We start from the raw sequence: 23,376 nt of genomic DNA on the forward strand, positions 1-23,376 counted from the left end.
CCGCGCGATTCGAGCGCTTCGATGGATCCACGCGCGCGAATCGCGCGGTTGGCGATTCCGGCGGGGCCCGGCGGCTGCGGCGGCCCTCGGCGGACATCAGCGGGCCTCGGCGGCCGCAGTGGTTCTCGGAGGTTCCGGTGGACCCTGAGCGGGCTCAGGGTCAGCGGACCTCGGCGGCCAGGTTGGCCAGCACCTGGTCGTGGATCCGGTTCAGGCCCTTCGGGGCGAAGGTGCGCTCGAAGAAGCCGCCGATGCCGGTCGCGCCCTGCCAGGTGGCGGTCACGGTGACCTTGGAGCGGCCCTCGCCGACGGCCGAGACCGTCCAGGTGATCACCATGCTGGAGTTGGCGTCCTTCTCCACCAGCTGGTCGGGCTCGGGCGCGGAGACGGTGAAGAGGCAGTCGCGCACCCGCTTCTCGGTGGCCTGCAGCCGCCAGTGCACCTGGGTGCCGGCACCGGTGCCGCCGACCCGCACCTCGTACTCGCTGTACTGCGCGGGCAGCAGCTTCGGGCGGGTCACCTGGTAGTCGGCCAGCGCCTCGTACACCCGCTCGGGGGCCGCGTCGTAGACCCGCTCCGTGGTGGCCTGCACCTGTCCCATGACCTTGCTCTCCTCATCCGGTGGGAACCGCTCTGTCCGGCAAGCCAATCACAGGCTCACGCCCGCGACGCGGCGGGATAGGGTGGCCGGTGTGCTCGATCTGGTGACTGCCGTGCGCTACGTCGATCCACTGCGGGCCGGCGGCTCCGTCCCCGGCGTGGTGGAGACCGACGACCTGGGAACGTACGTGGTCAAGTTCACCGGGGCCGCGCAGGGCCGCAAGGCGCTGATCGCCGAGGTGATCGTGGGCGAGCTGGCCCGGCGGCTGGGCCTGCGGGTGCCGGAACTGCGGCTGGTGGACTTCGACCCGGCCGTCGCCGCCGAGGAGCCGGACACCGAGATCCAGGACATGCTCAAGGCCAGCGCCGGCCTCAACCTCGGGATGGACCTGCTGCCCGGCGCGCGGGACTTCACGCCGGGGATGATCGCGGTGGACTCCGCCGAGGCCGGCCGGGTGGTCTGGCTGGACGCCCTGACCGGCAACGTCGACCGCACCGTGCACAACCCCAACCTGGTGGTCTGGCACGGGCGGCTCTGGCTGATCGACAACGGCGCCGCGCTGATCTTCCACCACCGCTGGGCGGGGGCCGGGGCGGCGGTCGGCAAGCGGTACGACCTCAGCGCCCACGCGCTCGGCGGCTCGGCCCCGGACGTCCGGCTGGCCGACGAGGAGCTCGGGCCGCTGGTCACCGTGCCGCTGCTGGAGGAGGTCGTGGCGCTGGTCCCGGACGAGTGGCTGGCCGGCGAGCCCGGCTTCGACTCGGTGGACGCCGTGCGGCACGCCTACGTCACGCACCTCGCCGCCCGGGTGGTGCTCTCCGAGGAGTGGCTGCCGGAGGGCTTCGCCACGCCCGAGCAGCTGCGCGAGGCGGAGCGGCGGCGGGCGGCCCGGACCAGGGCGGGGCGGCCGGCCTGGCTCCAGGAGGTGCCGGACCTGCACGGCAAGCCGTCGGTGGAGACGGTCTGGGAGCACCACTTCGACGAGGAGCGGTAGTTCTTCGTCGGGTCGGGCGCGGGACGACCTCGGCCGGTGCTCCGGCACTCCGGCGCCGCGGTGCCCCGGTGCTCGAATGCGACCGAACGGCGACCTAACGGCGATCACCCGCGACCGGCCGGTGCGCGAACGCGGCCGGGGAGCGGGACCCAGTGGTCCCGCTCCCCGGCTCTACTGTTCAGTGCTGTCCGCGGTCAGCGCGTCAGCGCCACCACTGGACCGCCTTCTCGGCGTTGACCAGGCCCGCGCCGTAGAAGCCGTTGTCGTCCGCGCCGCCCTCGCAGGTGGCCTTCCAGGTGCCGGCGCCGCCCGGGTTGAACTCGCCCTTCGGGCACGTGACGGACTCGGCGTGGGTGGTCAGCAGCTCGGTCAGCTCGTCCGGGCTGGCCCACGGGAAGGTGCTGGCGAGCAGCGCGGCCACGCCGGCGACGTGCGGGGTGGCCATCGAGGTGCCCTGCATGTAGCCGTACTTGCCACCGGGGATGGTGGACCGGATGCGGCCGTCCTTGTCCGGGGTGTTCGGGAACTGGAAGCGGCGGTCGCCACCCGGCGCGGTGACGGTCACGACGCCCTTGCCGTAGCTGGAGTAGTACGCCTTGACGCCGTCGGAGCCGACCGCGGAGACGGCCACGACGCCGGGCAGCTCGGTCGGCAGCGACAGGCAGTCGTTGGTGACCGGGCGGGTGCCGGGGGTGGTGTCGTCCGGGCTGGCCACGTCGACGGTCTTGTGCGCCAGGTCGATGTTCTCGTTGCCGGCGGCGGCGATGTTGAGCACGCCCTTGCGCTGCGAGAAGGCGACGGCCTTGCGGACGGCGTCCGAGATGGCCGCCTGGTCCTTGTCCGTCTTGCAGTTGAACATCCACGGGTCGACGAAGTAGCTGTTGTTCGTGACCTTGAAGCCGTGCTCGCCGGCCCAGACGAAGCCGCAGACCGCGTTCTCCGGGTAGATGAACCCGCCGTCGTCGACGACCTTGACGGCGGCCAGCTTCACGTTCGGCGCGACGCCGACGATGCCCTTGCCGTTCTTGGCGGCGCCGATGGTGCCGGCCACGTGGGTGCCGTGGTCGCTGGTGGTCGGCTGCCAGGCCTTCCAGTCGGTGTTCGTCTTGCCGTCGATGCAGGAGACCGACTGCGAGGCGTCCACGTTGGCGGCAAGGTCCTCGTGGGTGGCGTCGATGCCGGAGTCCAGCACGCCGACGGTCACGTTGCGGCTGCCGAGCGAGATCTTGTGGGCCTTGTCGGCACCGATCTGACGCATGTCCCACTGGTAGGCCTCGTCGGGGTCCTCACCCGGGGCGGCCGCCACGGCGGCCGACTCGGTGGCGACCTCGGCCTTGCCCTGGTCGGAGGCCTGGATGCCCTTGGTGCGGCTGGCGCCGACCGAGTCGACGCCCTTGGCCAGGCGCAGCTTCTCGGCGAACTTGGTGTCGTTCGAGCGGGCGACGACGACGCCGACCTGCTCGTAGGACTGGACGACGGTGCCGCCGAGGCCGGTGATGGCCTTCTCGACCTTCTGCACCTGGCCGTGGTTGGCCTTGGTGTTGACGACGTAGCTCATCAGCGGACCGGTCGTCGAGTCGGCCGCGGGAGCCGCGACGGCGGTGCCGGCCGGCAGCGCGAGGGCACCGGCGGTGGCGAGCACGACGCCCACGGCCGCGTACCGGGTACGGCTGATCCGAGGAACACGCATGAGGGTTGGCCTCCCGAGGCGTCAGGCGGCAGCTGCGGTGGGCAGGTGCGCTTGGGAATGACCGGGACGCTAATGAATATTTGGTTATAAGCGCAAGGGGTAGTCATCTAATCGTCACATCTTGACCAGGAGCAGGGGTTACCGCCGCCCGGCGGTCAACAAGGAAACAGAGGTCAAGAGTGTTAAAAAGTGATGGTTCGCCGACGTGCTGCCACACCCGCCACGGCATCCACCACCAGGACGGATCGCACCCCTACAACGCGTACAGCCGACGCGCGTTGTCGGCCGCGAGCAGCCGCGCCACCCGCCCGGCATCGGCCGCGGAGCAGGCGCCGTCGGCTCGCCAGTCGGCGAGCACCGCACCCAGTCCGTACCGGAACTGACAGGTGCCCACCAAATAAAGTTCGGGCAGCCCGTAGGCATCGGTGGAGAACAACAATTTGCCGAACGGGGCCAGCTCCAGCATCTCGCCCAGCACCGCGGCCACCCGCGGCCCGGTGTAGGAGGCGGTCAGCCCGAGGTCGGTGTACACCGTCGGGAAGGCCTGGGCCAGCCAGGCGGCCTGCCGGTGGTACGGGTACCCGTGCAGCAGCACCAGCGGGACGCCGCTGGGCTCGGCGGCCCGCACGAAGTCCGTCAGCAGCGACGGGTCGGCCCGGTGCAGGGTGAGGTCCGGATCGCCGAAGCCGGTGTGGAGTTGGAGCGGCAGGCCGAGCCCGGCGCAGACGTCCACCGCCGTCCAGAGCAGGTGGTGCAGCAGCACCGGGTCGGTCAGCCGGCCCCGCCCGCCGCGCAGGTGGGCGCCGGCCGCGGCCACCACGGCCGCGGCGGAGGGGCGTTCGGCGGGCGCGGCCAGACCGTGCCGGTAGGCGAGCACCGACTTGACCGCGACGGCCCCGGCCGCGGCCGACGCGAGCGCCTGTGCGACGGCCCGCGGCCAGTCCCCGGCGCCGGCCGTCACCGTCTCGGCGACCGACTCCAGCCGGACCACCTCGCGCACCGACGCCCCGGTGGCCGCGGCGAGTTCGGCCAGCGGCAGCAGTTCGTGGCCGGCGGCGGTGGCCAGCCCGGTGTCCACCAGGCAGGTGTCCAGGCCGGCCGCCGCCAGCAGTCGCCCGGTGGACTCGGCCGCGCCCAACTCCTGCCGCCGGGCCAGGTAGTCGGCGGCCGGGGCGTGCGCCGGCAGGCCGAGCACGGGCGGGCACCAGCGCCGCACCGCGAGGCCCAGCGCGCTGTCGAAGGGCGAACAGCTGGGAGCGGGCGGCCGGTCGGACTCGGTGAGCAGCCCGGCCAGGGCCTCGTCGGCGAGCTCGGCCGCCACCACGCTGTGGCAGTGGTGGTCGACCAGCGCGGGCTCCCCCGGCCGGGCCACCGTTCAGTACCGCCAGCGGGTGGCCATGACCAACTCCTCCGGAGTGACGGCCGCGTACTGCTCCTGCTCCGCCCGTCGCACCGCCAGCACCGCCTGGTAGAGCGGCTCGCCGAGCGCCTCGCGCAGCACCGCGGAGCGCTCGTACGCGGCGATCGCCTCGGCCGGGCCCGCCGGCAGCCGGGGCACCGTGCCGGGCTCGGCGGCCGCCGGATCCCCGGTGAACTCCGGTGGCAGCGCGCGGCGCTGGTCCAGCCCGGCGAGACCGGCGGCGATCACCCCGCCGACCGCCAGGTACGGGTTGGCGCTGGCGTCGAAGCACTTGACCTCGGCGTTGGCCGCGGCGGCCCGCTCCCCGGTGGAGCCGGTCACCAGGCGCAGCGCGGCCTCGCGGTTCTCCAGGCCCCAGCACTGGTAGGCGCCGGCCCAGTGCGAGGGCACCAGCCGCAGGTACCCGGCCGGGCTGGAGCAGCCCAGCACCAGCAGTTCGGGCAGCGCGTCCAGCACCCCGGCGAGGAATCCCTCGGCCTCGGCCGTCAGGCCGTGCGGACCGGGGCCGCCGTGGCCGAGGTTGCGCCCGTCGCGCCAGAGGCTGAGGTGCAGGTGCGCGCCGTTGCCGACGCCGCCGGTCTCGACCACCGGGGCGAAGGAGACCCGCAGGCCGTGCCGGGCGGAGACGGCCCGGACGGTGTGCCGGACCAGGACGGAGGTGTCGGCGGCGGCGACCGGGCCCTCGGGGGCGACCGAGACCTCGAACTGGCCCGGGGAGTACTCGGGGTGGATCTGCAGGACGGTCAGCCCCTGCCGGCCGAGGGCGCGCAGGACGTCGCGCAGGTAGTCGGAGAGGTCGGTGACCCGGTGCATCCCGTACGCCGGGCCGTGCGTCGGGTACTGCGGGTCCTCCTTCGGGGCGCCGGCCAGGGCGACCGTCCACTCGACCTCGATGCCGGCCTTGAGGCCCAGGCCGCGCGCGGCCGCCGTGGCTTCGGCCCGGCGGGCGAACAGCCGCTGGCAGCCGGGGTGCGGGGCGCCGGCCTGGGTGTACCTGTCCCCCGGGGCCCAGGCCCAGCCGGGCTGGGCGGCCAGCGGGACGACCCGGTCGAGGTCCGGGTAGAGCCTGAGGTCCCCGGTGGGGCCGCCGATGATCGCGCTGGTGGTGATCGCGTCGTCGGCGAGGAACACGTCGAAGCAGGGCGCGGTGCCGACGCCCCACTGCGCGGCGTGCACCAGACCGCCGAGCGGCACGGCCTTGGCCCGGGTGATGCCGGCGTTGTCCACCCAGGTGACGGCCACCGCCTCGACGGCCTCGGTGCGCAGCCGGTCGACGGCCTCCTCGGCGCGCTCGGCCCGGTCGGCGCGCGATGGCAGCGCGACGGCCGCCGCGGCGGCGGCGGCGAGCCGTTCGGCGGTGACGGGCGGCTCGTCGGGACCGGGCGCGGTGGGGCCGGCGGTGGCGGTTCCGGTGGTCATGTCCCCATGCTGCCCCGCCGGTCGGGGTCGGATAACTCCCCTATCGGGTGGTCCGCTTGGCAGCCGCGTTCACCCGTTCACCCGTTCGGGGCGAACCTGGCCGTCCACTCCCCCGCGGTGATCCGCTCCAGGGTGTCCGGGGCGGCGTCGGTCGGGCCCGGGTAGAGCCGGTAGAGCGTCCCGCGCGCCTGCGCCGGCGCGGGCACGTCGGCGTGCACCAGGGCGGCGAACGCCCGGGCGCCGTCGAGGCGTTCGGCGATCAGCCGGGCGGTGTCGTCCGGCGGCAGCTCGGTGCGCCGGTCGCTCTCGTGGCGGGCGCGCAGCCGTTCGGCGAAGGCGCTCACCGGCTCGTCCGCGCCCCGCCGGTAGACGTCGAGCCCGCGGCCGGTCCGGTCGCGGACCAGCACCTCGTCGCTGCCCGCCGCGGCGGTGGCGCAGGCGAGGTCCCAGAGGGTGGCCCGGGAGCCGGGGGCGAAGTGCGTCAGGACGTCGGCGGCCAGCGAGCCGATCCTGGCGTGGTGCCGGTCGAGGTTGTGGAACCCGCTGCCGGCGCCCGCGTTGAGGTCGGTCCAGGTGTAGTCGCGGCGCTGCAGGTCGACGATCATCGGCACGCAGATCCTGGCGTCCCCGGCGAGGTCGAGGCGCTGGCGGACGCCCTTGGGGTGGAAGCCGCTCTTGCGCTGCCGGGCCGCCTCGGACGGGGTCAGGGCCATGAAACCGGCGAAGGCGTCGGTGAGGTCCTCGAACGGGACGTCGTTGTAGCTGAACACCACCACCACCGCGTACCGGGCGCCGGCCTCGCCCAGCGCCGGCAGGTCGAGGTCGACGAACTCGGTGGCGCCGTGCGGCGGCGGGGCGCTGGTGTAGTCCCCGGAGTGGACGGCGGCCCGCGGCCCGGTGACCAGCCGGGTGTAGTCGCACAGGCCGACGAACTGCCACTCCTCGTCGTAGAAGGCGACCGACAGGTCGAGGTCCACCCGCTGGTGCGGGCGCTGCGTCCAGTGCAGGAACAGCCTCAGCCGCTGCCCGTCCGGGATCCGCTGCACGCTGCCGCGCGGCACGGCGACCAGGGTCCTGGCGCTGGCGCGCTCGGCGAAGGGGACGACCAGGTCGGCCAGCGCGGCGTCCAGCACGGCCACCTCGTAGCGCTCCGGCCCGTGGGCCGACCGCCCGGCCCGGCGCAGCAGTTCGGCCTCGATCAGGGCGCAGACGGGCGCGCTGAGAGCGGCCGGGACGGGCGTGCCCCGGTCGGCCCTGGCGTGCGCCGAGGCGACCCGGCCGCGCGGGAAGTACAGCCGCCGCTCGCCGTACTCGCGCGGCGCGCGCAGCCGTCCGTACGCGCCGAGCAGCGGGCCGGGGGCGACGGCGCGCAGGGCGCCGGGCAGCGCCTCGGCGAGTTCGGCGGGCAGCGGTTCGCCGGGCAGCCAGGCGGCGTGGACCCGCAGCAGGTGGTGCAGTCGGCGCACCAGTTCGCCCGGACGGCCGGCCAGCAGCCGGACGGCGGCGGGCAGGTCGCCCTGCCCGAGGGCGCGCTCGACCCGGGCGGCGAAGGTCTCCACGGTCAGCCGGGTGTGGCCGCCGGGCGTCTCGCTCACGCGCAGGGGGGCGGGCGCCTCGCGCAGCAGCGGGCCGAGGCCGTGGAGGTCGAGATCGCTCTGCCGGACCACCGCGAACGCGGCCGCCGCGTACGGGAAGCGGGCGCGGTGCTCGTACGGGTGCAGCAGTTCGCCGGCACGCAGCCAGGGCTCGCGGTGGCGGCGCAGGTCCTCGGCGAGGGTGCCGACCGGGAACGCGTCCAGGACGGCGAGCAGGTCGCGGCGCAGCGGGCGGGGCAGGTTGCGCAGGCGCAGTGTGCGGGCGGTCTCGGGCAGCAGGTCGGGCTCGGCGCCGGACCACGCCCTGATCAGCCGCAGGACGTCGGTGGCGGTGGTGAGGTGGGCGGCCAGCAGCGGCCGGGCGGCCTCCCGGTCGCGGTGCAGCAGGGCGGCCAGCACGGTGGCGCGGGTCTCCCGGACGGGGATCTCGGCGGGCAGCCAGCCGGCCGGGTCGTCCGGGGCGTGGTGGAGCAGCAGGGCGAGGTCCTCGCGGTCCTGCGGGCTCAGCGGGGTCTGCCGGGCGAGCAGCGCGGCCAGCCCGGTGGCGGCGAGGAGGCCCACGTCCTCGGGGTCGGCCCGGCGCAGCGGCTTGAGCTGCGGGCCGGCCCGCAGCTCGCGGGCGGCGTTGCGGGCGGCCCTGGTGTCGTTGGACAGGCGGCGCCCGCGCTCCAGCGGGGTGCGGCAGAGCGGGCAGTGGGGGTCGCCGCCGTTCTCGACCAGTTCCAGGTAGCAGTCACCGCACAGCAGGTGGGCGCAGGGGGCGAGGGCGCCGATCCCGGCCTCCAGGCTGTCGCGCTCGCAGACCAGGCAGATCTGGCTCGCCTGGCAGAGGAGGTAGCCGCGGACGAGTGCGGAGTAGTCGGCGTGGGCGTGGGAGGGCACGCCCTCGGGGAAGCGGCGGAACAGCGGGGTGTGGCCGCGGTCGGCGCCGAGCATCGCGTCGATGCCGCGCAGCAGCCGGGTGCCGGCCGCGGCGAGGTCGAGCGGGCGCAGCCGGCCGAGCGCGGCGCGCAGCGGGGCGGTGAGCACGTGGCCGCGCCGGACGAGGTCGGCCTCCAGGGCGACCAGCCCCCGGGCGGACCACGGCAGGGGCTCGTCGGGCCCGGCTCCGGGCTCGACCCGGACCATCCCGTGGCGGTGCAGCAGGTAGGCGTCCAGTGCGGCCTCGGGCGCCACGGCGTTCTGCTTCTTCACTGCTCTTCCCCCGGTGGATACGACGAAGCGGGGGCGGAGAGTGGGCGCACTCGGGTTCATTTTGCAGATGAGTGAGAAGGAAGCACGCCGCGGAGCCGCCCCCGCGTCGATCACCCTAGCGAACGCCCGCCCGCGGCCCCGAACGGTTTTCCGCCCACGCCCCCTTCCTACTCACCAGTAGCTTCGCTACAGTGGCCGGACACGCACCTCCGCCGGGCTTCGGGAGCCGCACCGGCGGCAGGCCGCGGTCGCCGCTTCTCCGGCGCCCGCGCGGTGCGCTTTCACCGGCAGGTGCCGCGGACCGCGGCGGGCCGGGTTCCTCCTCGTATCAGAGCCGCTTCCTTCACCTTCGAGCGCCTGAGCACCACGGCACATCCGCAGTTCGGCCGGAGCGGACCGGCCCCTGCCCGGATGCGCCCCACCCCGTCATCTCCCCAGCCCCCGCGCGTGGACCCTCCTCCGGCGGCGGCCGCCCCCGGCGCGCGTCCGGGCGCGGCGGCGCGCCCGCCGGAGCACGCGCGGGCCCTTCATGACTAGGAGTCAGGACAGATGGAGCGTCCCTTCCCCACTGTCGCCGTCGTCGGCCTCGGCACGATGGGTGCCGGCGTCGCCGTGGCGGTCGCCAAGAGCGGCCGCCGGGTGATCGGCATCGAGGCCACCGAGGACTCGGCCGCCCGGGCACTGGCCCGGATCGAGGAGGCCACCGCGCACGCGGTCGACCGGGAGCGGCTGACCGCCGAGGAGCGCACCGGGCTGCTGGCCCGGATCTCCGTCGGCCACGACCTGACGGCCGCCGCCGGGGCGGACCTGGTGATCGAGGAGGTGCCCGAGCAGCTGGAGCTGAAGCGGGAGGTCTTCGCCGAGCTGGACCGGATCTGCCCGGAGGCCACCGTGCTGGCCACCGGCACCACCGCGCTGTCGGTGACCCGGATCGCCGCCGCGACCTCCCGTCCGGAGCGGGTGCTCGGCCTGCACTTCTTCAACCCGGTGCACGGCATGAAGCTGGTCGAGGTGGTCCGCACCGTGCTGACCTCCCCGCGGACCGCCGAGGACGCCGCCGCCTTCGCCCGCGACCTCGGCAAGGAGCCGGTGGCGGCCGGCGACCGGGCCGGCTTCGTGGTGAACGGCCTGCTGTTCGCCTACCTGAACCAGGCCGCCGCGATGTTCGAGTCCAAGTACGCGTCGCGGGAGGACATCGACGCCGCGATGCGGCTCGGCTGCGGCCTGCCGATGGGCCCGCTGGCGCTGCTCGACCTGATCGGCATCGACACCGCCCGCACCGTCCTGGAGGCGATGTACGAGCAGTCCCGGGACCGCCTGCACGCGCCCGCCCCGATCCTCGGCCAGCTGGTCGCCGCCGGGCTGCTGGGCCGCAAGACCGGCCGCGGCTTCTACACCTACGAGGCGCCGGGCTCCTCCCGGGCCGTGGACGCGGCCACCGGGCCGGCCCGGCCGAAGGTCCCGGGCCGGCCGGTGCGCACCGTCGGCGTCTGCGGCTCGGGGACGATGGCCACCGGCATCGCCGAGGTGTTCGCCAAGGCCGGGCACCCGGTGCTGCTGGCCGCCCGCAGCCAGGAGAAGGCCGAGAAGGCCAAGGCGCAGCTGGCGAAGTCGCTGGAGCGCTCGGTGGCCAAGGGCCGGCTGTCCGCCGGGGCGCGGGACGCCGCGCTGGCGCTGGTCACTCCGGTCGGCCAGTACGCCGAGCTGGCCGAGGTGGACCTGGTGGTCGAGGCGGTCGCCGAGGACCTGGCGGTCAAGCGGGAGCTGTTCGCCACCCTGGACAAGATCGTCAGGCCGGGCGCGGTGCTCGCCACCACCACCTCCTCGCTGCCGGTGATCAGCTGCGCGACCGCCACCTCGCGGCCGCAGGACGTGATCGGCATGCACTTCTTCAACCCGGCCCCGGCGATGAAGCTGGTCGAGGTGGTCTCCACCGTGCTGACCGCGCCGGACGTCACCGCCACCGTGCTGGAGCTGACCGCCGGGGTCCGCAAGCACCCGGTGGAGTGCGGCGACCGGGCCGGCTTCATCGTCAACGCGCTGCTCTTCCCCTACCTGAACGACGCGGTGCGGATGCTCCAGGAGCACTACGCGACGGTGGACGACATCGACACCGCGATGAAGCTCGGCTGCGGCTACCCGATGGGCCCGTTCGAACTGCTGGACGTGGTCGGCCTGGACGTCTCGCTGACGATCGAGCAGGTGCTGCACCAGGAGTTCCGCGAGCCCGGCCTGGCCGCCGCGCCGCTGCTGGAGCACCTGGTCGCGGCGGGCTGCCTGGGCCGCAAGACCGGCCGCGGCTTCCGCGACCACGCGCGCCGATGACCACGCCGCAGGCCGGGGGCGGCCCGTACGAGACGCCGTACGGGCCGCCGCCGGCCGGACCGCACGCGGCACAGCCGTACGGATCCCCGCCGCACGGGGCGCAGCCCCACGGCGGCGCGGCTTCCGGCAACGGCGCCCCGCCGCAGGGATCCGCGCCCTCCGCGGCCTCCGCGCGCCCCGGTTGGAGCCCCGGGACGGTGTCCTCCCGCTGGCCCCGCCCGGCCGTGACCGGTCCGGTCGCACCGGTGCGGCGGGGAAGGGCCGTGGCCGCGCCGTCCGGGCCGTGTAGCGTTCCGGACATGGATCGGGTTCAGTCAAGCTCCCCGCAGCACCCCGCCGGGCCGCACGGCGGCGACGGCCGGACCGCCCCCTCGACCGGGGGCACCGGGCCGGACGGCGGGCCGGGCAGCCGCCGGGCGGCGGCGCAGCGCCAGCAGATGCGCCAGGACCTGGCCACGGCCGCGATGGAGCTGTTCGCGTCGCAGGGCTACGAGGAGACCACGGTCGACCAGATCGCGGCCGCCGCCGGGGTGGCCCGGCGCACCTTCTTCCGGTACTTCCGGTCCAAGGAGGAGGCGATCTTCCCGGACCACGACGACACCCTGGTGCGGGTGGCCGACCTGCTGGCCAGCGCAGAGCCGGAGGAGCACCCGCTGGACGTGGTCTGCCGCGGCATCAAGGAGGTGCTGCGGATGTACGCCTCCACCCCGGGGGTGTCGGTCGCGCGGTACCAGCTGATCCGTCAGGTCCCGGCGCTGCGCGAGCGGGAGATCGCCGTGGTGGCCCGCTACGAGCGGCTGTTCACCCGCTACCTGCTGGGGCGCTTCGACACCGGCGAGTCCATCCCGTCCGGCTGGCAGCGCGGCGGCGAGGACGACTCGATGCTGGCCGAGGTCTCGGCGGCGGCGGTGGTCGCGGCGCACAACCACGTGCTGCGGCGCTGGCTGCGGGCCGGCGGCCGGGGCGACGTGGAGGCGCAGCTGGACCACTCCTTCGAGGTGATCCGGCGGACCTTCTGGGCCGCCAGCGCGCCGGGTGCCAGGCGTCGGGGATCACTGGTGGCACCGGGTGCCAATGTGACCCCCGGGGACACCGGGGCGGAGAGCGCACTGAGTGCCAGTCCCGGAGGTGAGGTGCTCATCACAGTCGCCCGGACGGACGCTCCACTGGAGGTCGTGGTGGACAGCATCCGGGCCGCACTGAGCGGCGCCCGGGAGTCATAAGCGCAGTATTCACGCAGGTCAGAGCGGTATCGAGGGCCCGCGCCGAGAAGTCGGCGCGGGCCTTTCGCATGCCCGCGCAACGCGCGTCACGCCGCCCCGGAGGCCGCCGGAATTCGTGACACCCGGTGTCTTTACGAGTGGCACAGGGTGCCACTACCTTGTTACTCACCAGTCGCGGCGCCGCGGCTCCCCACCTCGGCGCGCCGTCGTCCGGCGTTCCCACACCCCGGGAGCAGAGCCAGAACGGCCCGGTCCACCCCGGGTGCCCAGTCTGACCCGCCCACCACCCACCTCAGCGAAGCCGGTGTCCGCTCCCGGCTCCCCCAGACGCCCTGTGCCCTCACACAGGTACGCCTTCGGAGGCAGCCATGCAGGAAATCCTCGACGCGATCATCAGCACCGACACCACGTCGGCGGACTTCGCGGCGATCAAGCTCCCCGAGTCCTACCGCGCGGTGACGCTCCACAAGGACGAGGAGCAGATGTTCGCGGGCCTCGACAGCCGCGACAAGGACCCCCGCAAGTCCCTTCACCTCGACGAGGTCGCCCTGCCCGAGCTGGGCCCCGGCGAGGCCCTGGTCGCCGTCATGGCGAGCGCGGTGAACTACAACACCGTCTGGAGCTCGATCTTCGAGCCGGTCTCCACCTTCGGCTTCCTGGAGCGCTACGGCCGGCTGTCGCCGCTCACCAAGCGCCACGACCTGCCGTACCACGTGGTCGGCTCCGACCTCGCCGGCGTGGTGCTGCGCACCGGCGCCGGGGTCAACGCCTGGAAGCCGGGCGACGAGGTCGTCGCGCACTGCCTCTCGGTCGAACTGGAGTCCGCGGACGGCCACAACGACACGATGATGGACCCGGAGCAGCGCATCTGGGGCTTCGAGACCAACTTCGGCGGCCTGGCCCAGCTGGCCCTGGTGAAGACCAACCAGCTGCTGCCCAAGCCCAAGCACCTCACCTGGGAGGAGGCCGCCTCCCCCGGTCTGGTCAACTCCACCGCCTACCGCCAGCTGGTCTCGCGCAACGGCGCCGGCATGAAGCAGGGCGACAACGTGCTGATCTGGGGCGCCAGCGGCGGCCTCGGCTCGTACGCCACCCAGTACGCGCTGGCCGGCGGCGCCACCCCGATCTGCGTGGTCTCCAACGACCAGAAGGCCGAGATCTGCCGCGCCATGGGCGCCGAGGCGATCATCGACCGCTCCGCCGAGGGCTACCGCTTCTGGAAGGACGAGCACACCCAGGACCCGCGCGAGTGGAAGCGCCTGGGCGCGAAGATCCGCGAGTTCACCGGCGGCGAGGACGTGGACATCGTCTTCGAGCACCCGGGCCGGGAGACCTTCGGCGCCTCGGTGTACGTCACCCGCAAGGGCGGAACCATCGTCACCTGCGCCTCCACCTCCGGCTACATGCACCAGTACGACAACCGGTACCTGTGGATGTCGCTCAAGCGGATCGTCGGCTCGCACTTCGCCAACTACCGCGAGGCCTTCGAGGCCAACCGCCTGATCGCCAAGGGCAAGATCCACCCGACCCTGTCCAAGGTCTACTCCATGGAGGAGACCGGCCAGGCCGCCCTGGACGTGCACCACAACAAGCACCAGGGCAAGGTCGGCGTGCTCTGCCTGGCCCCCGAGGCGGGCCTGGGCGTCACCGACCCCGAGCTGCGCGAGAAGCACCTGCCGGCCATCAACCGCTTCAGGAACGTGTGAGACCCGCCGATGACTGAGCCCCAGAAGCGCGACCGGCCCTGGCTGATGCGCACCTACGCCGGCCACTCCACCGCGAGCGACTCCAACGCGCTCTACCGGCGGAACCTGGCGAAGGGCCAGACCGGCCTGTCCGTCGCCTTCGACCTGCCGACCCAGACCGGCTACGACTCCGACCACGTCCTCGCCCGCGGCGAGGTCGGCCGGGTCGGCGTCCCGGTCGGCCACGTCGGCGACATGCGCACCCTGTTCGACGGCATCCCGCTCGAACGGACCAACACCTCCATGACGATCAACGCCACCGCGATGTGGCTGCTGGCGCTCTACCAGGTGGTCGCCGAGGAGCAGGGCGCGGACGTCGCCACGCTCACCGGCACCACCCAGAACGACATCGTCAAGGAGTACCTGTCGCGCGGGACGCACGTCTTCCCGCCCGGCCCGTCGGTGCGGCTGATCACCGACATGATCGCCTACACGGTCGGCAACATCCCCAAGTGGAACCCGATCAACATCTGCAGCTACCACCTGCAGGAGGCCGGGGCCACGCCCGTCCAGGAGATCGCCTACGCGATGTGCACCGCCATCTCGGTGCTCGACGCCGTGCGCGACTCCGGCCAGGTGCCGGCCGAGCGGATGGGCGAGGTGGTCGCCCGGATCTCCTTCTTCGTCAACGCCGGCGTGCGCTTCGTCGAGGAGATGTGCAAGATGCGCGCCTTCGCCCGGCTGTGGGAGAAGGTCACCCTGGAGCGCTACGGCGTCACCGACCCCAAGCAGCGCCGCTTCCGCTACGGCGTCCAGGTCAACTCGCTCGGCCTGACCGAGGCCCAGCCGGAGAACAACGTCCAGCGGATCGTCCTGGAGATGCTGGCCGTCACCCTCTCCAAGGACGCCCGCGCGCGTGCCGTCCAGCTGCCCGCCTGGAACGAGGCGCTCGGCCTGCCCCGGCCCTGGGACCAGCAGTGGTCGCTGCGCATCCAGCAGGTGCTGGCGTACGAGTCGGACCTGCTGGAGTACGGCGACATCTTCAACGGCTCCGAGGTGATCGAGGCCAAGACCGACGCGCTGCTGGCCGGCGCCGAGGCGGAGATCGCCAAGGTGCTGGAGATGGGCGGGGTGATCCCGGCCGTCGAGTCCGGCTACCTGAAGTCCAACCTGGTCGCCTCGCACGCCGCCCGCCGGGCCCGGATCGAGTCCGGCGAGGACAAGATCATCGGGGTGAACTGCTTCGACACCACCGAGCCGAGCCCGCTCACCGCCGACCTCGACACCGCGATCATGGTGGTCGACCCGGCCTCCGAGCGGTCCGTGCTCGCCGCCCTGGAGGCCTGGCGCGCCGAGCGCGACGAGGCCGCCGCCCAGGCGTCGCTGGCCGAGCTCAAGGCCGTCGCCGCCACCGGGGCCAACCTGATGCCGGCCACGCTCGCCTGCGCCCGGGCCGGCGTCACCACCGGCGAGTGGTCCTTCGCCCTGCGCGAGGTCTTCGGCGAGTACCGCGCGCCCACCGGCGTCGGCGGCGCGCCCGTCGCCGTGGCCGCCGAGCCCGGCGGCGAGCTGGAGCAGGTCCGTGCCGCGGTCGCCGCCACCGCCGCGGAGCTGGGCGCCGGCAAGCTGCGCCTGCTGGTCGGCAAGCCCGGCCTGGACGGGCACTCCAACGGCGCCGAGCAGATCGCCGTCCGGGCCCGCGACGCCGGCTTCGAGGTGGTCTACCAGGGCATCCGGCTGACCCCGGAGCAGATCGTCTCCGCCGCCGTCGCGGAGGACGTGCACTGCGTGGGCCTGTCCATCCTCTCCGGCGCGCACAGCGAGCTGGTGCCCGACGTCCTGAAGCGGCTGCGCCGCGCCGGGGTGGAGGATGTCCCGGTGATCGTGGGTGGCATCATCCCGGCAGCGGACGGCGAGGCCCTCAAGGCCGCCGGCGTCGCCGCCGTGTTCACCCCGAAGGACTTCGGCATCACCACCATCATCGGCCGGATCGTGGACGAGATCCGGCTGGCCAACAAGCTCCAGCCGTGGACGCCCGCACCGACCGCGGCCACGAACTGAACAGCTGAACAGCTGACCAGCTGACCACTGGGAAGGAACCCTCGATTCTTATGACTGCTGTGAACCGTCTGCGCCCGCGCCGCTCCTGTCTCGCCGTGCCGGGCAGCAACCCGCGCTTCCTGGAGAAGGCCCAGGGCCTGCCGGCCGACCAGGTCTTCCTCGACCTGGAGGACGCCTGCGCCCCGCTGGTCAAGGAGAGCGCGCGCCACAACATCGTCGACGCGCTCAACAACGGCGACTGGGGCGGCAAGACCCGCGTCGTGCGCGTCAACGACTGGACCACGCACTGGACCTACCGCGACGTGATCACCGTGGTCGAGGGCGCCGGCCCCAACCTCGACTGCATCATGCTGCCCAAGGTGCAGGACGCCGAGCAGGTCAGGGCGCTCGACCTGCTGCTCACCCAGATCGAGAAGACCATGGGCTTCGAGGTCGGCCGGATCGGCATCGAGGCGCAGATCGAGAACGCCAAGGGCCTGATCAACGTCGACGCCATCGCCGAGGCCTCGCCCCGGCTGGAGACCATCATCTTCGGCCCCGCCGACTTCATGGCCTCCATCAACATGAAGTCGCTGGTCGTCGGCGAGCAGCCGCCCGGCTACAACGCCGACGCCTACCACTACATCCTGATGCGCATCCTGATGGCCGCCCGCGCCAACGACCTCCAGGCGATCGACGGCCCGTACCTCCAGATCCGCAACCAGGAGGGCTACCGCGAGGTCGCCCGCCGCTCGGCCGCCCTCGGCTTCGACGGCAAGTGGGTGCTCCACCCGGACCAGGTCGCCGCCGCGAACGAGATCTACTCGCCCTCGCAGGAGGACTACGACCACGCCGAGCTGATCCTCGACGCGTACGACTACTGCACCTCCGAGGCGGGCGGCGCCAAGGGCTCCGCCATGCTCGGCGACGAGATGATCGACGAGGCCAGCCGCAAGATGGCGCTGGTCGTCGCCGGCAAGGGCCGGGCCGCGGGCATGCAGCGCACCACCAAGTTCGAGATCCCGGAAAGCTGAGGGCCCACGGCATGCAGTTCGGACGCACCTACGAGGAGTTCGAGGTCGGCGCGGTCTACAAGCACTGGCCCGGCAAGACGGTCACCGAGTACGACGACCACCTCTTCTGCCTGCTCACCATGAACCACCACCCGCTCCACATGGACACCAACTATGCGGAGAAGACGACGGACTTCGGCAAGAACGTCGTGGTGGGCAACTACATCTACTCGCTGCTGCTCGGCATGTCCGTCCCGGACGTCTCCGGCAAGGCGATCGCCAACCTGGAGATCGAGTCGCTGCGGCACGTCGCACCGACCTTCCACGGCGACACCCTCTACGGCGAGACCACCGTGCTCGACAAGTGGCCGTCCAAGTCCAAGGACGACCGCGGCATCGTGTACGTCGAGACCAAGGGGTACAAGCAGGACGGCACGGTCGTCTGCGTCTTCCGCCGCAAGGTGATGGTGCCGACCGAGACGTACATCAAGGAGCGCGGCGGCGAGCAGCCCGGTCGTCCGACCCCGCTCTCCTGAGCCCCTCCCTCCCCGCCTTCTCGGCCTCTCCCCTCTATAGGGGGCCTCCTTCCACGGACGGAGAGCCCCCTCGAGAGACCCCGGACGGGCAGGCCGCCGTCATCGGCCGCGCCCCACCCGGTACCGGGGGCCCTGCTGCCGCAGCCACGCCGGCAGGGCCCCCGCAATCCCCCCCCCGGGGGGAATCCCCGACTTTCCGTAGCCCCTCAGACCTTTCCGGAGCCGCACGATGGGACGCCTCGCACAGACCGACGGCCTCACCGAGATCCAGCGGGACATCCTCGCCACCGTGCGGGATTTCGTCGACAAGGAGATCATTCCGGTCGCGACCGAGCTGGAGCACAAGGACGAGTACCCGACCGCCATCGTCGAGGGCATGAAGCAGCTCGGCCTGTTCGGCCTCACCATCCCCGAGGAGTACGGCGGCCTCGGCGAGTCGCTGCTCACCTACGCCCTGGTGGTCGAGGAGATCGCCCGCGGCTGGATGTCGGTCTCCGGCATCGTCAACACCCACTTCATCGTGGCGCACATGATCAACGCCCACGGCACCCAGGAGCAGAAGGACCACTTCCTGCCGAGGATGGCCGCCGGCGAGATCCGCGGCGCCTTCTCGATGTCCGAGCCGGGCCTCGGGTCCGACGTTTCGGCCATCTCCACCAAGGGCGTCAAGGACGGGGAGTTCTACGTCCTCAACGGCCAGAAGATGTGGCTCACCAACGGCGGCACCTCCACCCTGGTCGCGGTCCTCTGCAAGACCGACGAGGGCGGCAACACGCCGTACAAGAACATGACCACCTTCCTGATCGAGAAGGAGGCCGGTTTCGGCCCGAACCCCACGGTTCCCGGCCTGACCGTGCCCGGCAAGATCGAGAAGATGGGCTACAAGGGCGTCGACACCACCGAGCTGGTCCTCCAGGACGTCCGCATCCCGGCCGACCGCATCCTCGGCGGCATCCCGGGCCGCGGCTTCTACCAGATGATGGACGGCGTCGAGGTCGGCCGCGTCAACGTCGCCGCCCGCGGCTGCGGCGTCGCCCGCCGCGCCTTCGAGCTCGGCATCTCCTACGCCCAGCAGCGCTCCACCTTCGGCAAGAAGATCGCCGAGCACCAGGCGATCCAGTTCAAGCTCGCCGAGATGGCCACCAAGGTCGAGGCCGCCCACCAGATGATGGTCATGGCCGCCCGCAAGAAGGACAGCGGCGAGCGCAACGACCTCGAGGCCGGCATGGCCAAGTACCTCGCCTCCGAGTACTGCAAGGAGGTCGTCGAGGACGCCTTCCGCATCCACGGCGGCTACGGCTTCTCCAAGGAGTACGAGATCGAGCGCCTCTACCGCGAGGCCCCGATGCTGCTCATCGGTGAAGGTACTGCGGAGATCCAGAAGATGATCGTCGGGCGCCGGCTCCTGGAGGAGTACCGGATCGCCGACTGATCCCCGGGCCGCCCGCCGACGGACCACGTCGCCGGGCGGCCCCCTCGAACCGCCGGTCGACGGGCGTGCGGGCCCGCGCCGGCGGAGCGCCGTGCCCCGTCACGGGCCCGGCCTGGTCCGCCTGGGTCCGGCACGGCCCTCCGGAAGCGGCCGCAGGGCGTACAGCTGCAACGACGCGCCCGGCGGCCGCTTCCGCACACCCGCTTGCGGCCGCTACGGCCGTTTCGCCCCACCGGGTTCCGTCGGCGTACCCGTTGAGACAAGAGTCACCAGCCCTGTCGGGTCCCTTGGGAACCGGACCGGGTCGAGCTACGGTCGTAGGAGTGGACGCGCACACGCGCCGCCACCGGACACATGAACGAGCAGGCGGGTTGCCCACCCACCGTGTGCTCCCGATAGCATCCACCGGGACAGCAAGCCGTCCCTCTATTACCGATCCCGCGGTGGCCCCCGTCCAGCGGCCATGATCCCCCGCGACAAAGGTCTTCGATGCCCATCAGCCCGTCCCCTCACACCTCCGTCACGGACCGCGATGCCCTCGCAGCCCCGACGGCCGGTCGGCGACCCCGCGTGACCATCGCGCGCGGAGCCACCCCCTGGTTCGTCCCCACTCTCGCCACGGCCGCCGTGACCACCGCCCTCACCCGGCGCAGCGGCAAGTGGGCCCTGGCTGCGGTACCCGCCTGCGCGCTCAGCGCGGGCATGCTGTGGTTCTTCCGCGACCCCGAGCGTGAGATCGGCACGGGCAGAGTGATCTCCCCCGCCGACGGCGTGGTGCAGAGCATCGACGCCTGGCCGGACGGCCGCACCCGGGTCGCGATCTTCATGAGCCCGCTCAACGTCCACGTCAACCGCGCGCCCCTGCCGGGCACGGTGACGTCGGTCGAGCACGTCGCGGGCGGCTTCGTCCCCGCGTTCAACAAGGACAGCGACCAGAACGAGCGGGTCGTCTGGCACTTCGACACCGAGCTCGGCGACATCGAGATGGTGCAGATCGCGGGGGCCGTGGCCCGACGCATCGTGCCGTACGTGGACGCCGGAACCAAGGTCGAGCAGGGCGACCGGATCGGTCTGATCCGGTTCGGGTCCCGGGTCGACACCTACCTGCCGGCCGGCGTCGAGGTCGGCGTCGAGGTCGGCCAGAAGACCACAGCCGGGGTGACGCGCCTTGACCGTGACTGATCCTGAGACAATCGTCGGCCTGGACGACGAGGAGACGGCCCTGCGCCGCCGCCGCTGGGCGCGCGACCGCGAGCTGCGCGCCCCGCGCTCTCCTCAGCACCTGTCCACCGCCGACTTCCTGACCCTGGGGAACGCCGTCTGCGGCTTCCTGGCGATCTACTCGATCACCACCGGGGTCCTGGTCCCGCACATCACCAACCCGGACGCCGCTCCGGACCGGCACAGCGCCGCCACCGCGGTCACGCTGCTGCTGATCGGCTCGATGTGCGACCTCTTCGACGGCCTGGTGGCGCGCAAGCTGCGCTCCTCCGCCCTCGGAGCGGAACTGGACAACCTGGCGGACCTGATCAGCTTCGGCATCGCGCCGGCCTACTTCGTCGCGGTCTGGGGCATGGTCTCCCAGGGCTCCAACAGCAAGCTGTCGGCGCTCATCGCCATCACGGTGCTGCTCGCGGTGGTCCTGCGGCTGGCCCGCTTCTCGGCCGTCAAGATGCGGCCCGGGGTGTTCCAGGGCATGCCCTGCCCGATGGGCGCGATGACGGTGATCGCCATCGTGCTGCTCGACCCGCCGTTCCTGCCCGGTCTGCTCGCCATCTTCGGCGCCGCGTACCTGATGGTCAGCCGGATCGAGTACCCGAAGCCGCAGGGGCTGCTGGCCACCGCGACGCTCTGCTGGATCGTGGTCTCCATCGGCTGCCTGGCCGCCTGGGCCACCGGCCTGCCCGGTGGCAACCAGCTGATGCACGTCGGCGCGTTCGCCCAGATCACGCTCGCGGCGATGGCACCGCTGCTGGTCATCCGCCGCAAGGTGGGGCAGAAGGTCGGCGACGTCCGCGCCCGGCGGGCGGAGTCCCGGCTCGGCTGAGTCCCCGCAAAAGTCATACGAGAAGGGCCCGGAACCTGTTGGTTCCGGGCCCTTCTCGTATGTCATGACAATCGAGCGCCGCGGGTGCGGGGCTCAGGCACCGTCCGAGCGGAGACCCGAGCAGGGACCGGAGCGGACCTCGACGCGGACGCCGGAGCCGCCGTCGCGGTCGCCGTGGACCCCGAACGTCCCCACAAAAGTCATAAGACTCAGGCGCCACCGGTGTGCACGCTGAACGCCGAGCGGCGGGCCGCCCGGGCCACGCCCGGGTCCGGGTGCACGCCCGAGACCGCCGTCAGCACCGAGGCCGCCCGCGGGTGACCGGACTGCCGGGCCCGCGCGAACAGCCGGACCGGGTCGCCCGCCGAGGCGCCCTCGACATGGCCCACCAGCAGCTCGGTCTCGCCGTGGTCGAGCACCGCGGCCGCGGTGTCCACCCAGAGCCAGGCCGCGTCCTCCGCGCCCAGCACGTCCGCCGGGGAGACGCCCTCGTCCGCGCGCTCCGCCAGCCACAGCAGCGCGTAGGGGCGCAGCACCGGCGCGTCCACCGCCGCGCGCACCGCCTGCTCGGCCGGGCCGCCGGCCACCCGCAGCGCCTCGAAGGCCAGTCCGCGCACCAGCGCGTCGTCGCCCCGGGCTGCCTCCAGCAGCTCGCCCACGGCCCGGTCCGCCGGACGGGCCGCGACCCATGCCCGGAACTCGGCGCGGGCCGGGCCCGGCGAGTAGTCCGCACACGCGTTCAGCAGCTCGAAGGCGCTCTGCTCGATGTGCCCGGCCGCGGTCTGCGCGACCGTGCAGATCTCCTCCAGCTTGGCCCGCACCGCCCAGTGGCCGAGCGGCGACAGCTCCGCGGCATCGTTCCTGCGCACCAGGGCGCCGACGGCCTCCAGGCCGTCGAGCATCCAGTCCAGGACGGCGGCCACGTCGGCCGGCGCGGCCGGGGTGTCGATCTGCGGCGCGCGGCAGGTGCCGCGGACGGCGGAGACGGCCGAGGCCGCGTGCGGCACCGGCGACAGCCCCGGTCCGCCGAGGCCGGTGCCGACCCGGCGCTCGTCCAGGCCCCGGCGCAGCAGCTCCAGCAGTTCGCTCTCGGCGACGGGGCCGTCCACCAGGTGCAGGAAGGAGAGCAGCTGCGGGGCCTGGTCCACGGCCTGCCCGGCCAGCACGGCGAACACGCCGCGCAGCGCGGCGGGCGGCACCGGGGCGAGCAGGGTCCAGGCGTCGAACATCGCCGACCATCCGCGCACCACGGCCTCGTCGTCGTGCTCCCAGGCGTGCAGGCGCCAGCCGGGGCCGGCTCCGCCGTCCCGGGGCTCCACGAGGCCCACCAGCAGCGCCTGCCCCCATGCCTTGGCGGCGGCGCCGACCGTCATGGCCAGCGCCCGGCCGGCCTCGCGGGCGTCCTCGGTGAGCAGTTCGCCGCGCTTGTCGACCTCGGCCAGCTCACCGGCCCAGCGGGCGACGCGGACGGCGTCCACCAGCATCCGGCGGGCCAGCGGCGCCAGCTCGGCGGGTGCCGGGAAGCCCTCGGGCACGGGAACCCTGCCCCGCCCGGGAGCCGGAGCGGGCCCTCGCCGCCGGGGTACTCCGTTACGGGGGACACCCGCCCCGCCCGGCCTGCCACCGGCGGGCCGTTGGGCCGTTCCGGGGAGACGGGTCACCGTCGCACCGGTACCGATCGTCGGCGGGAGCGGGGCATCACGGTCGCGCGGGTTCCGAGACGTCACGTCGAGCAGTCTTCCCCTTGCACCGGCCTTCTGTCACATCCGGTTGTCCGTACGACCGGGCGACCGGTGGCGGCACCTCCGCAAGATCGGGCAACAGCGGCAAACCGCCTGGCCGGAAACGTGTGACCTGCCCATGCCACTCGCATCATCCCGGTCGCCGGGAATGCTCGGGCGGTTACCGTGCGTACGGGTGGGGGGTCAGTGGCCGGGCAAATTGTTGTCCCTGACATCGGGGTGGTTTTCGCGCCGGTCGCACGGGGAATCCCCTTCCGCCGACTTCCGGCGGAGCTGTCCAGTCCGAATCCGGACGGATGGCGGGCGGGGCGGGGGGATCGTGCCGCGGGCGGATTAGGAGCGGGCGGAAGAACACGAGGCGAAAGGGGGTATGGGGTGTCGTGGATTAGTTGGGGGGGGGGGGGAGCGCGCGCAAAAGCC

16 protein-coding genes are annotated in these 23,376 nt (G+C 73.0%); 10 read left to right on the forward strand and 6 right to left on the reverse strand.

The features are described 5' to 3' along the window. Positions 1-160: 160 nt before the first annotated feature. Complete coding sequence (locus ACFVHV_RS27275; RefSeq protein WP_359903353.1) at positions 161-601, reverse strand: SRPBCC family protein; 441 nt, start codon at positions 599-601, stop codon at positions 161-163. A 91-nt stretch (positions 602-692) separates the two neighbouring features. Between ACFVHV_RS27275 and ACFVHV_RS27280 the strand changes: the two genes are divergently transcribed. After that, positions 693-1,595: a HipA family kinase gene (locus tag ACFVHV_RS27280; protein WP_359903356.1), complete on the forward strand. Its 903-nt coding sequence runs from the start codon at positions 693-695 to the stop codon at positions 1,593-1,595. A gap of 202 nt (positions 1,596-1,797) precedes the next feature. On the opposite strand, the gene ACFVHV_RS27285 is transcribed toward ACFVHV_RS27280, so the two are convergent. From ACFVHV_RS27285 to ACFVHV_RS27300, 4 genes are all read right to left on the reverse strand, one after another. After that, complete coding sequence (locus ACFVHV_RS27285; protein WP_380354244.1) at positions 1,798-3,285, reverse strand: S8 family serine peptidase; 1,488 nt, start codon at positions 3,283-3,285, stop codon at positions 1,798-1,800. 253 nt (positions 3,286-3,538) lie between these two features. Further along, positions 3,539-4,657 (reverse strand): amidohydrolase family protein, encoded by a 1,119-nt coding sequence (locus ACFVHV_RS27290; RefSeq protein ID WP_380354247.1) that lies wholly within the window; start codon positions 4,655-4,657, stop codon positions 3,539-3,541. Between the two features lie 3 nt (positions 4,658-4,660). Continuing rightward, the gene (locus tag ACFVHV_RS27295) at positions 4,661-6,124 is read right to left on the reverse strand and encodes a glutamine synthetase family protein (protein WP_359903364.1); all 1,464 of its coding nucleotides are present in this window, start codon (positions 6,122-6,124) and stop codon (positions 4,661-4,663) included. 77 nt (positions 6,125-6,201) lie between these two features. After that, positions 6,202-8,913 (reverse strand): MXAN_6230/SCO0854 family RING domain-containing protein, encoded by a 2,712-nt coding sequence (locus ACFVHV_RS27300; protein ID WP_380354251.1) that lies wholly within the window; start codon positions 8,911-8,913, stop codon positions 6,202-6,204. Positions 8,914-9,462: 549 nt separating this feature from the next. Between ACFVHV_RS27300 and ACFVHV_RS27305 the strand changes: the two genes are divergently transcribed. The 9 genes from ACFVHV_RS27305 (at position 9,463) to ACFVHV_RS27345 (ending at position 21,214) form a co-directional block, all read left to right on the forward strand. Beyond that, positions 9,463-11,238, forward strand: coding sequence for a 3-hydroxybutyryl-CoA dehydrogenase (locus ACFVHV_RS27305; RefSeq protein WP_359903369.1), 1,776 nt, complete (start codon positions 9,463-9,465; stop codon positions 11,236-11,238). Between the two features lie 299 nt (positions 11,239-11,537). Beyond that, a complete protein-coding gene (locus tag ACFVHV_RS27310; protein WP_359903372.1) occupies positions 11,538-12,461 on the forward strand; it encodes a TetR family transcriptional regulator in 924 nt (307 codons plus the stop codon). Positions 12,462-12,829: 368 nt separating this feature from the next. Continuing rightward, positions 12,830-14,167: a crotonyl-CoA carboxylase/reductase gene (gene ccrA, locus ACFVHV_RS27315; RefSeq protein WP_359903375.1), complete on the forward strand. Its 1,338-nt coding sequence runs from the start codon at positions 12,830-12,832 to the stop codon at positions 14,165-14,167. A gap of 9 nt (positions 14,168-14,176) precedes the next feature. Next, on the forward strand, positions 14,177-16,207 hold the full coding sequence (locus ACFVHV_RS27320) for a protein meaA (protein WP_380354254.1): 2,031 nt from the start codon (positions 14,177-14,179) through the stop codon (positions 16,205-16,207). A 50-nt stretch (positions 16,208-16,257) separates the two neighbouring features. After that, the gene (locus ACFVHV_RS27325) at positions 16,258-17,220 is read left to right on the forward strand and encodes an HpcH/HpaI aldolase/citrate lyase family protein (RefSeq protein ID WP_380354257.1); all 963 of its coding nucleotides are present in this window, start codon (positions 16,258-16,260) and stop codon (positions 17,218-17,220) included. 11 nt (positions 17,221-17,231) lie between these two features. Next, entirely contained in the window at positions 17,232-17,735 is a 504-nt protein-coding gene (locus tag ACFVHV_RS27330) for a MaoC family dehydratase (protein WP_359903384.1), read from the forward strand. Between the two features lie 229 nt (positions 17,736-17,964). Then, positions 17,965-19,167, forward strand: coding sequence for an acyl-CoA dehydrogenase family protein (locus tag ACFVHV_RS27335; RefSeq protein WP_380354260.1), 1,203 nt, complete (start codon positions 17,965-17,967; stop codon positions 19,165-19,167). A gap of 489 nt (positions 19,168-19,656) precedes the next feature. After that, positions 19,657-20,349: a phosphatidylserine decarboxylase gene (locus ACFVHV_RS27340; RefSeq protein WP_224280704.1), complete on the forward strand. Its 693-nt coding sequence runs from the start codon at positions 19,657-19,659 to the stop codon at positions 20,347-20,349. Next, positions 20,336-21,214 carry a CDP-alcohol phosphatidyltransferase family protein gene (locus ACFVHV_RS27345; RefSeq protein WP_380354263.1) on the forward strand — a complete coding sequence of 293 codons (879 nt, stop codon included), beginning with the start codon at positions 20,336-20,338 and terminating at the stop codon, positions 21,212-21,214. The genes ACFVHV_RS27340 and ACFVHV_RS27345 overlap by 14 nt, the downstream gene beginning before the upstream one ends. Positions 21,215-21,423: 209 nt before the next feature. Here the strand turns inward: ACFVHV_RS27345 and ACFVHV_RS27350 are convergent, their stop codons facing one another. Further along, positions 21,424-22,749, reverse strand: coding sequence for a hypothetical protein (locus ACFVHV_RS27350; protein WP_359903393.1), 1,326 nt, complete (start codon positions 22,747-22,749; stop codon positions 21,424-21,426). Positions 22,750-23,376: the final 627 nt, after the last annotated feature.

The sequence above is a fragment of the Kitasatospora sp. NPDC127116 genome (assembly GCF_042677365.1).
Lineage (GTDB): Bacteria > Actinomycetota > Actinomycetes > Streptomycetales > Streptomycetaceae > Kitasatospora > Kitasatospora lactacystinica.

Bases quoted from the DNA above. Each gene is read 5' to 3' on its own strand.
- ACFVHV_RS27275 (WP_359903353.1), bottom strand. From the start codon at position 601: ATGGGACAGGTGCAGGCCACCACGGAGCGGGTCTACGACGCGGCCCCC.
- ACFVHV_RS27285 (WP_380354244.1), bottom strand. From the start codon at position 3,285: ATGCGTGTTCCTCGGATCAGCCGTACCCGGTACGCGGCCGTGGGCGTC.
- ACFVHV_RS27295 (WP_359903364.1), bottom strand. From the start codon at position 6,124: ATGACCACCGGAACCGCCACCGCCGGCCCCACCGCGCCCGGTCCCGAC.
- ACFVHV_RS27305 (WP_359903369.1), top strand. From the start codon at position 9,463: ATGGAGCGTCCCTTCCCCACTGTCGCCGTCGTCGGCCTCGGCACGATG.
- ACFVHV_RS27310 (WP_359903372.1), top strand. From the start codon at position 11,538: ATGGATCGGGTTCAGTCAAGCTCCCCGCAGCACCCCGCCGGGCCGCAC.
- ccrA (WP_359903375.1), top strand. From the start codon at position 12,830: ATGCAGGAAATCCTCGACGCGATCATCAGCACCGACACCACGTCGGCG.
- ACFVHV_RS27320 (WP_380354254.1), top strand. From the start codon at position 14,177: ATGACTGAGCCCCAGAAGCGCGACCGGCCCTGGCTGATGCGCACCTAC.
- ACFVHV_RS27325 (WP_380354257.1), top strand. From the start codon at position 16,258: ATGACTGCTGTGAACCGTCTGCGCCCGCGCCGCTCCTGTCTCGCCGTG.
- ACFVHV_RS27330 (WP_359903384.1), top strand. From the start codon at position 17,232: ATGCAGTTCGGACGCACCTACGAGGAGTTCGAGGTCGGCGCGGTCTAC.
- ACFVHV_RS27335 (WP_380354260.1), top strand. From the start codon at position 17,965: ATGGGACGCCTCGCACAGACCGACGGCCTCACCGAGATCCAGCGGGAC.
- ACFVHV_RS27340 (WP_224280704.1), top strand. From the start codon at position 19,657: ATGCCCATCAGCCCGTCCCCTCACACCTCCGTCACGGACCGCGATGCC.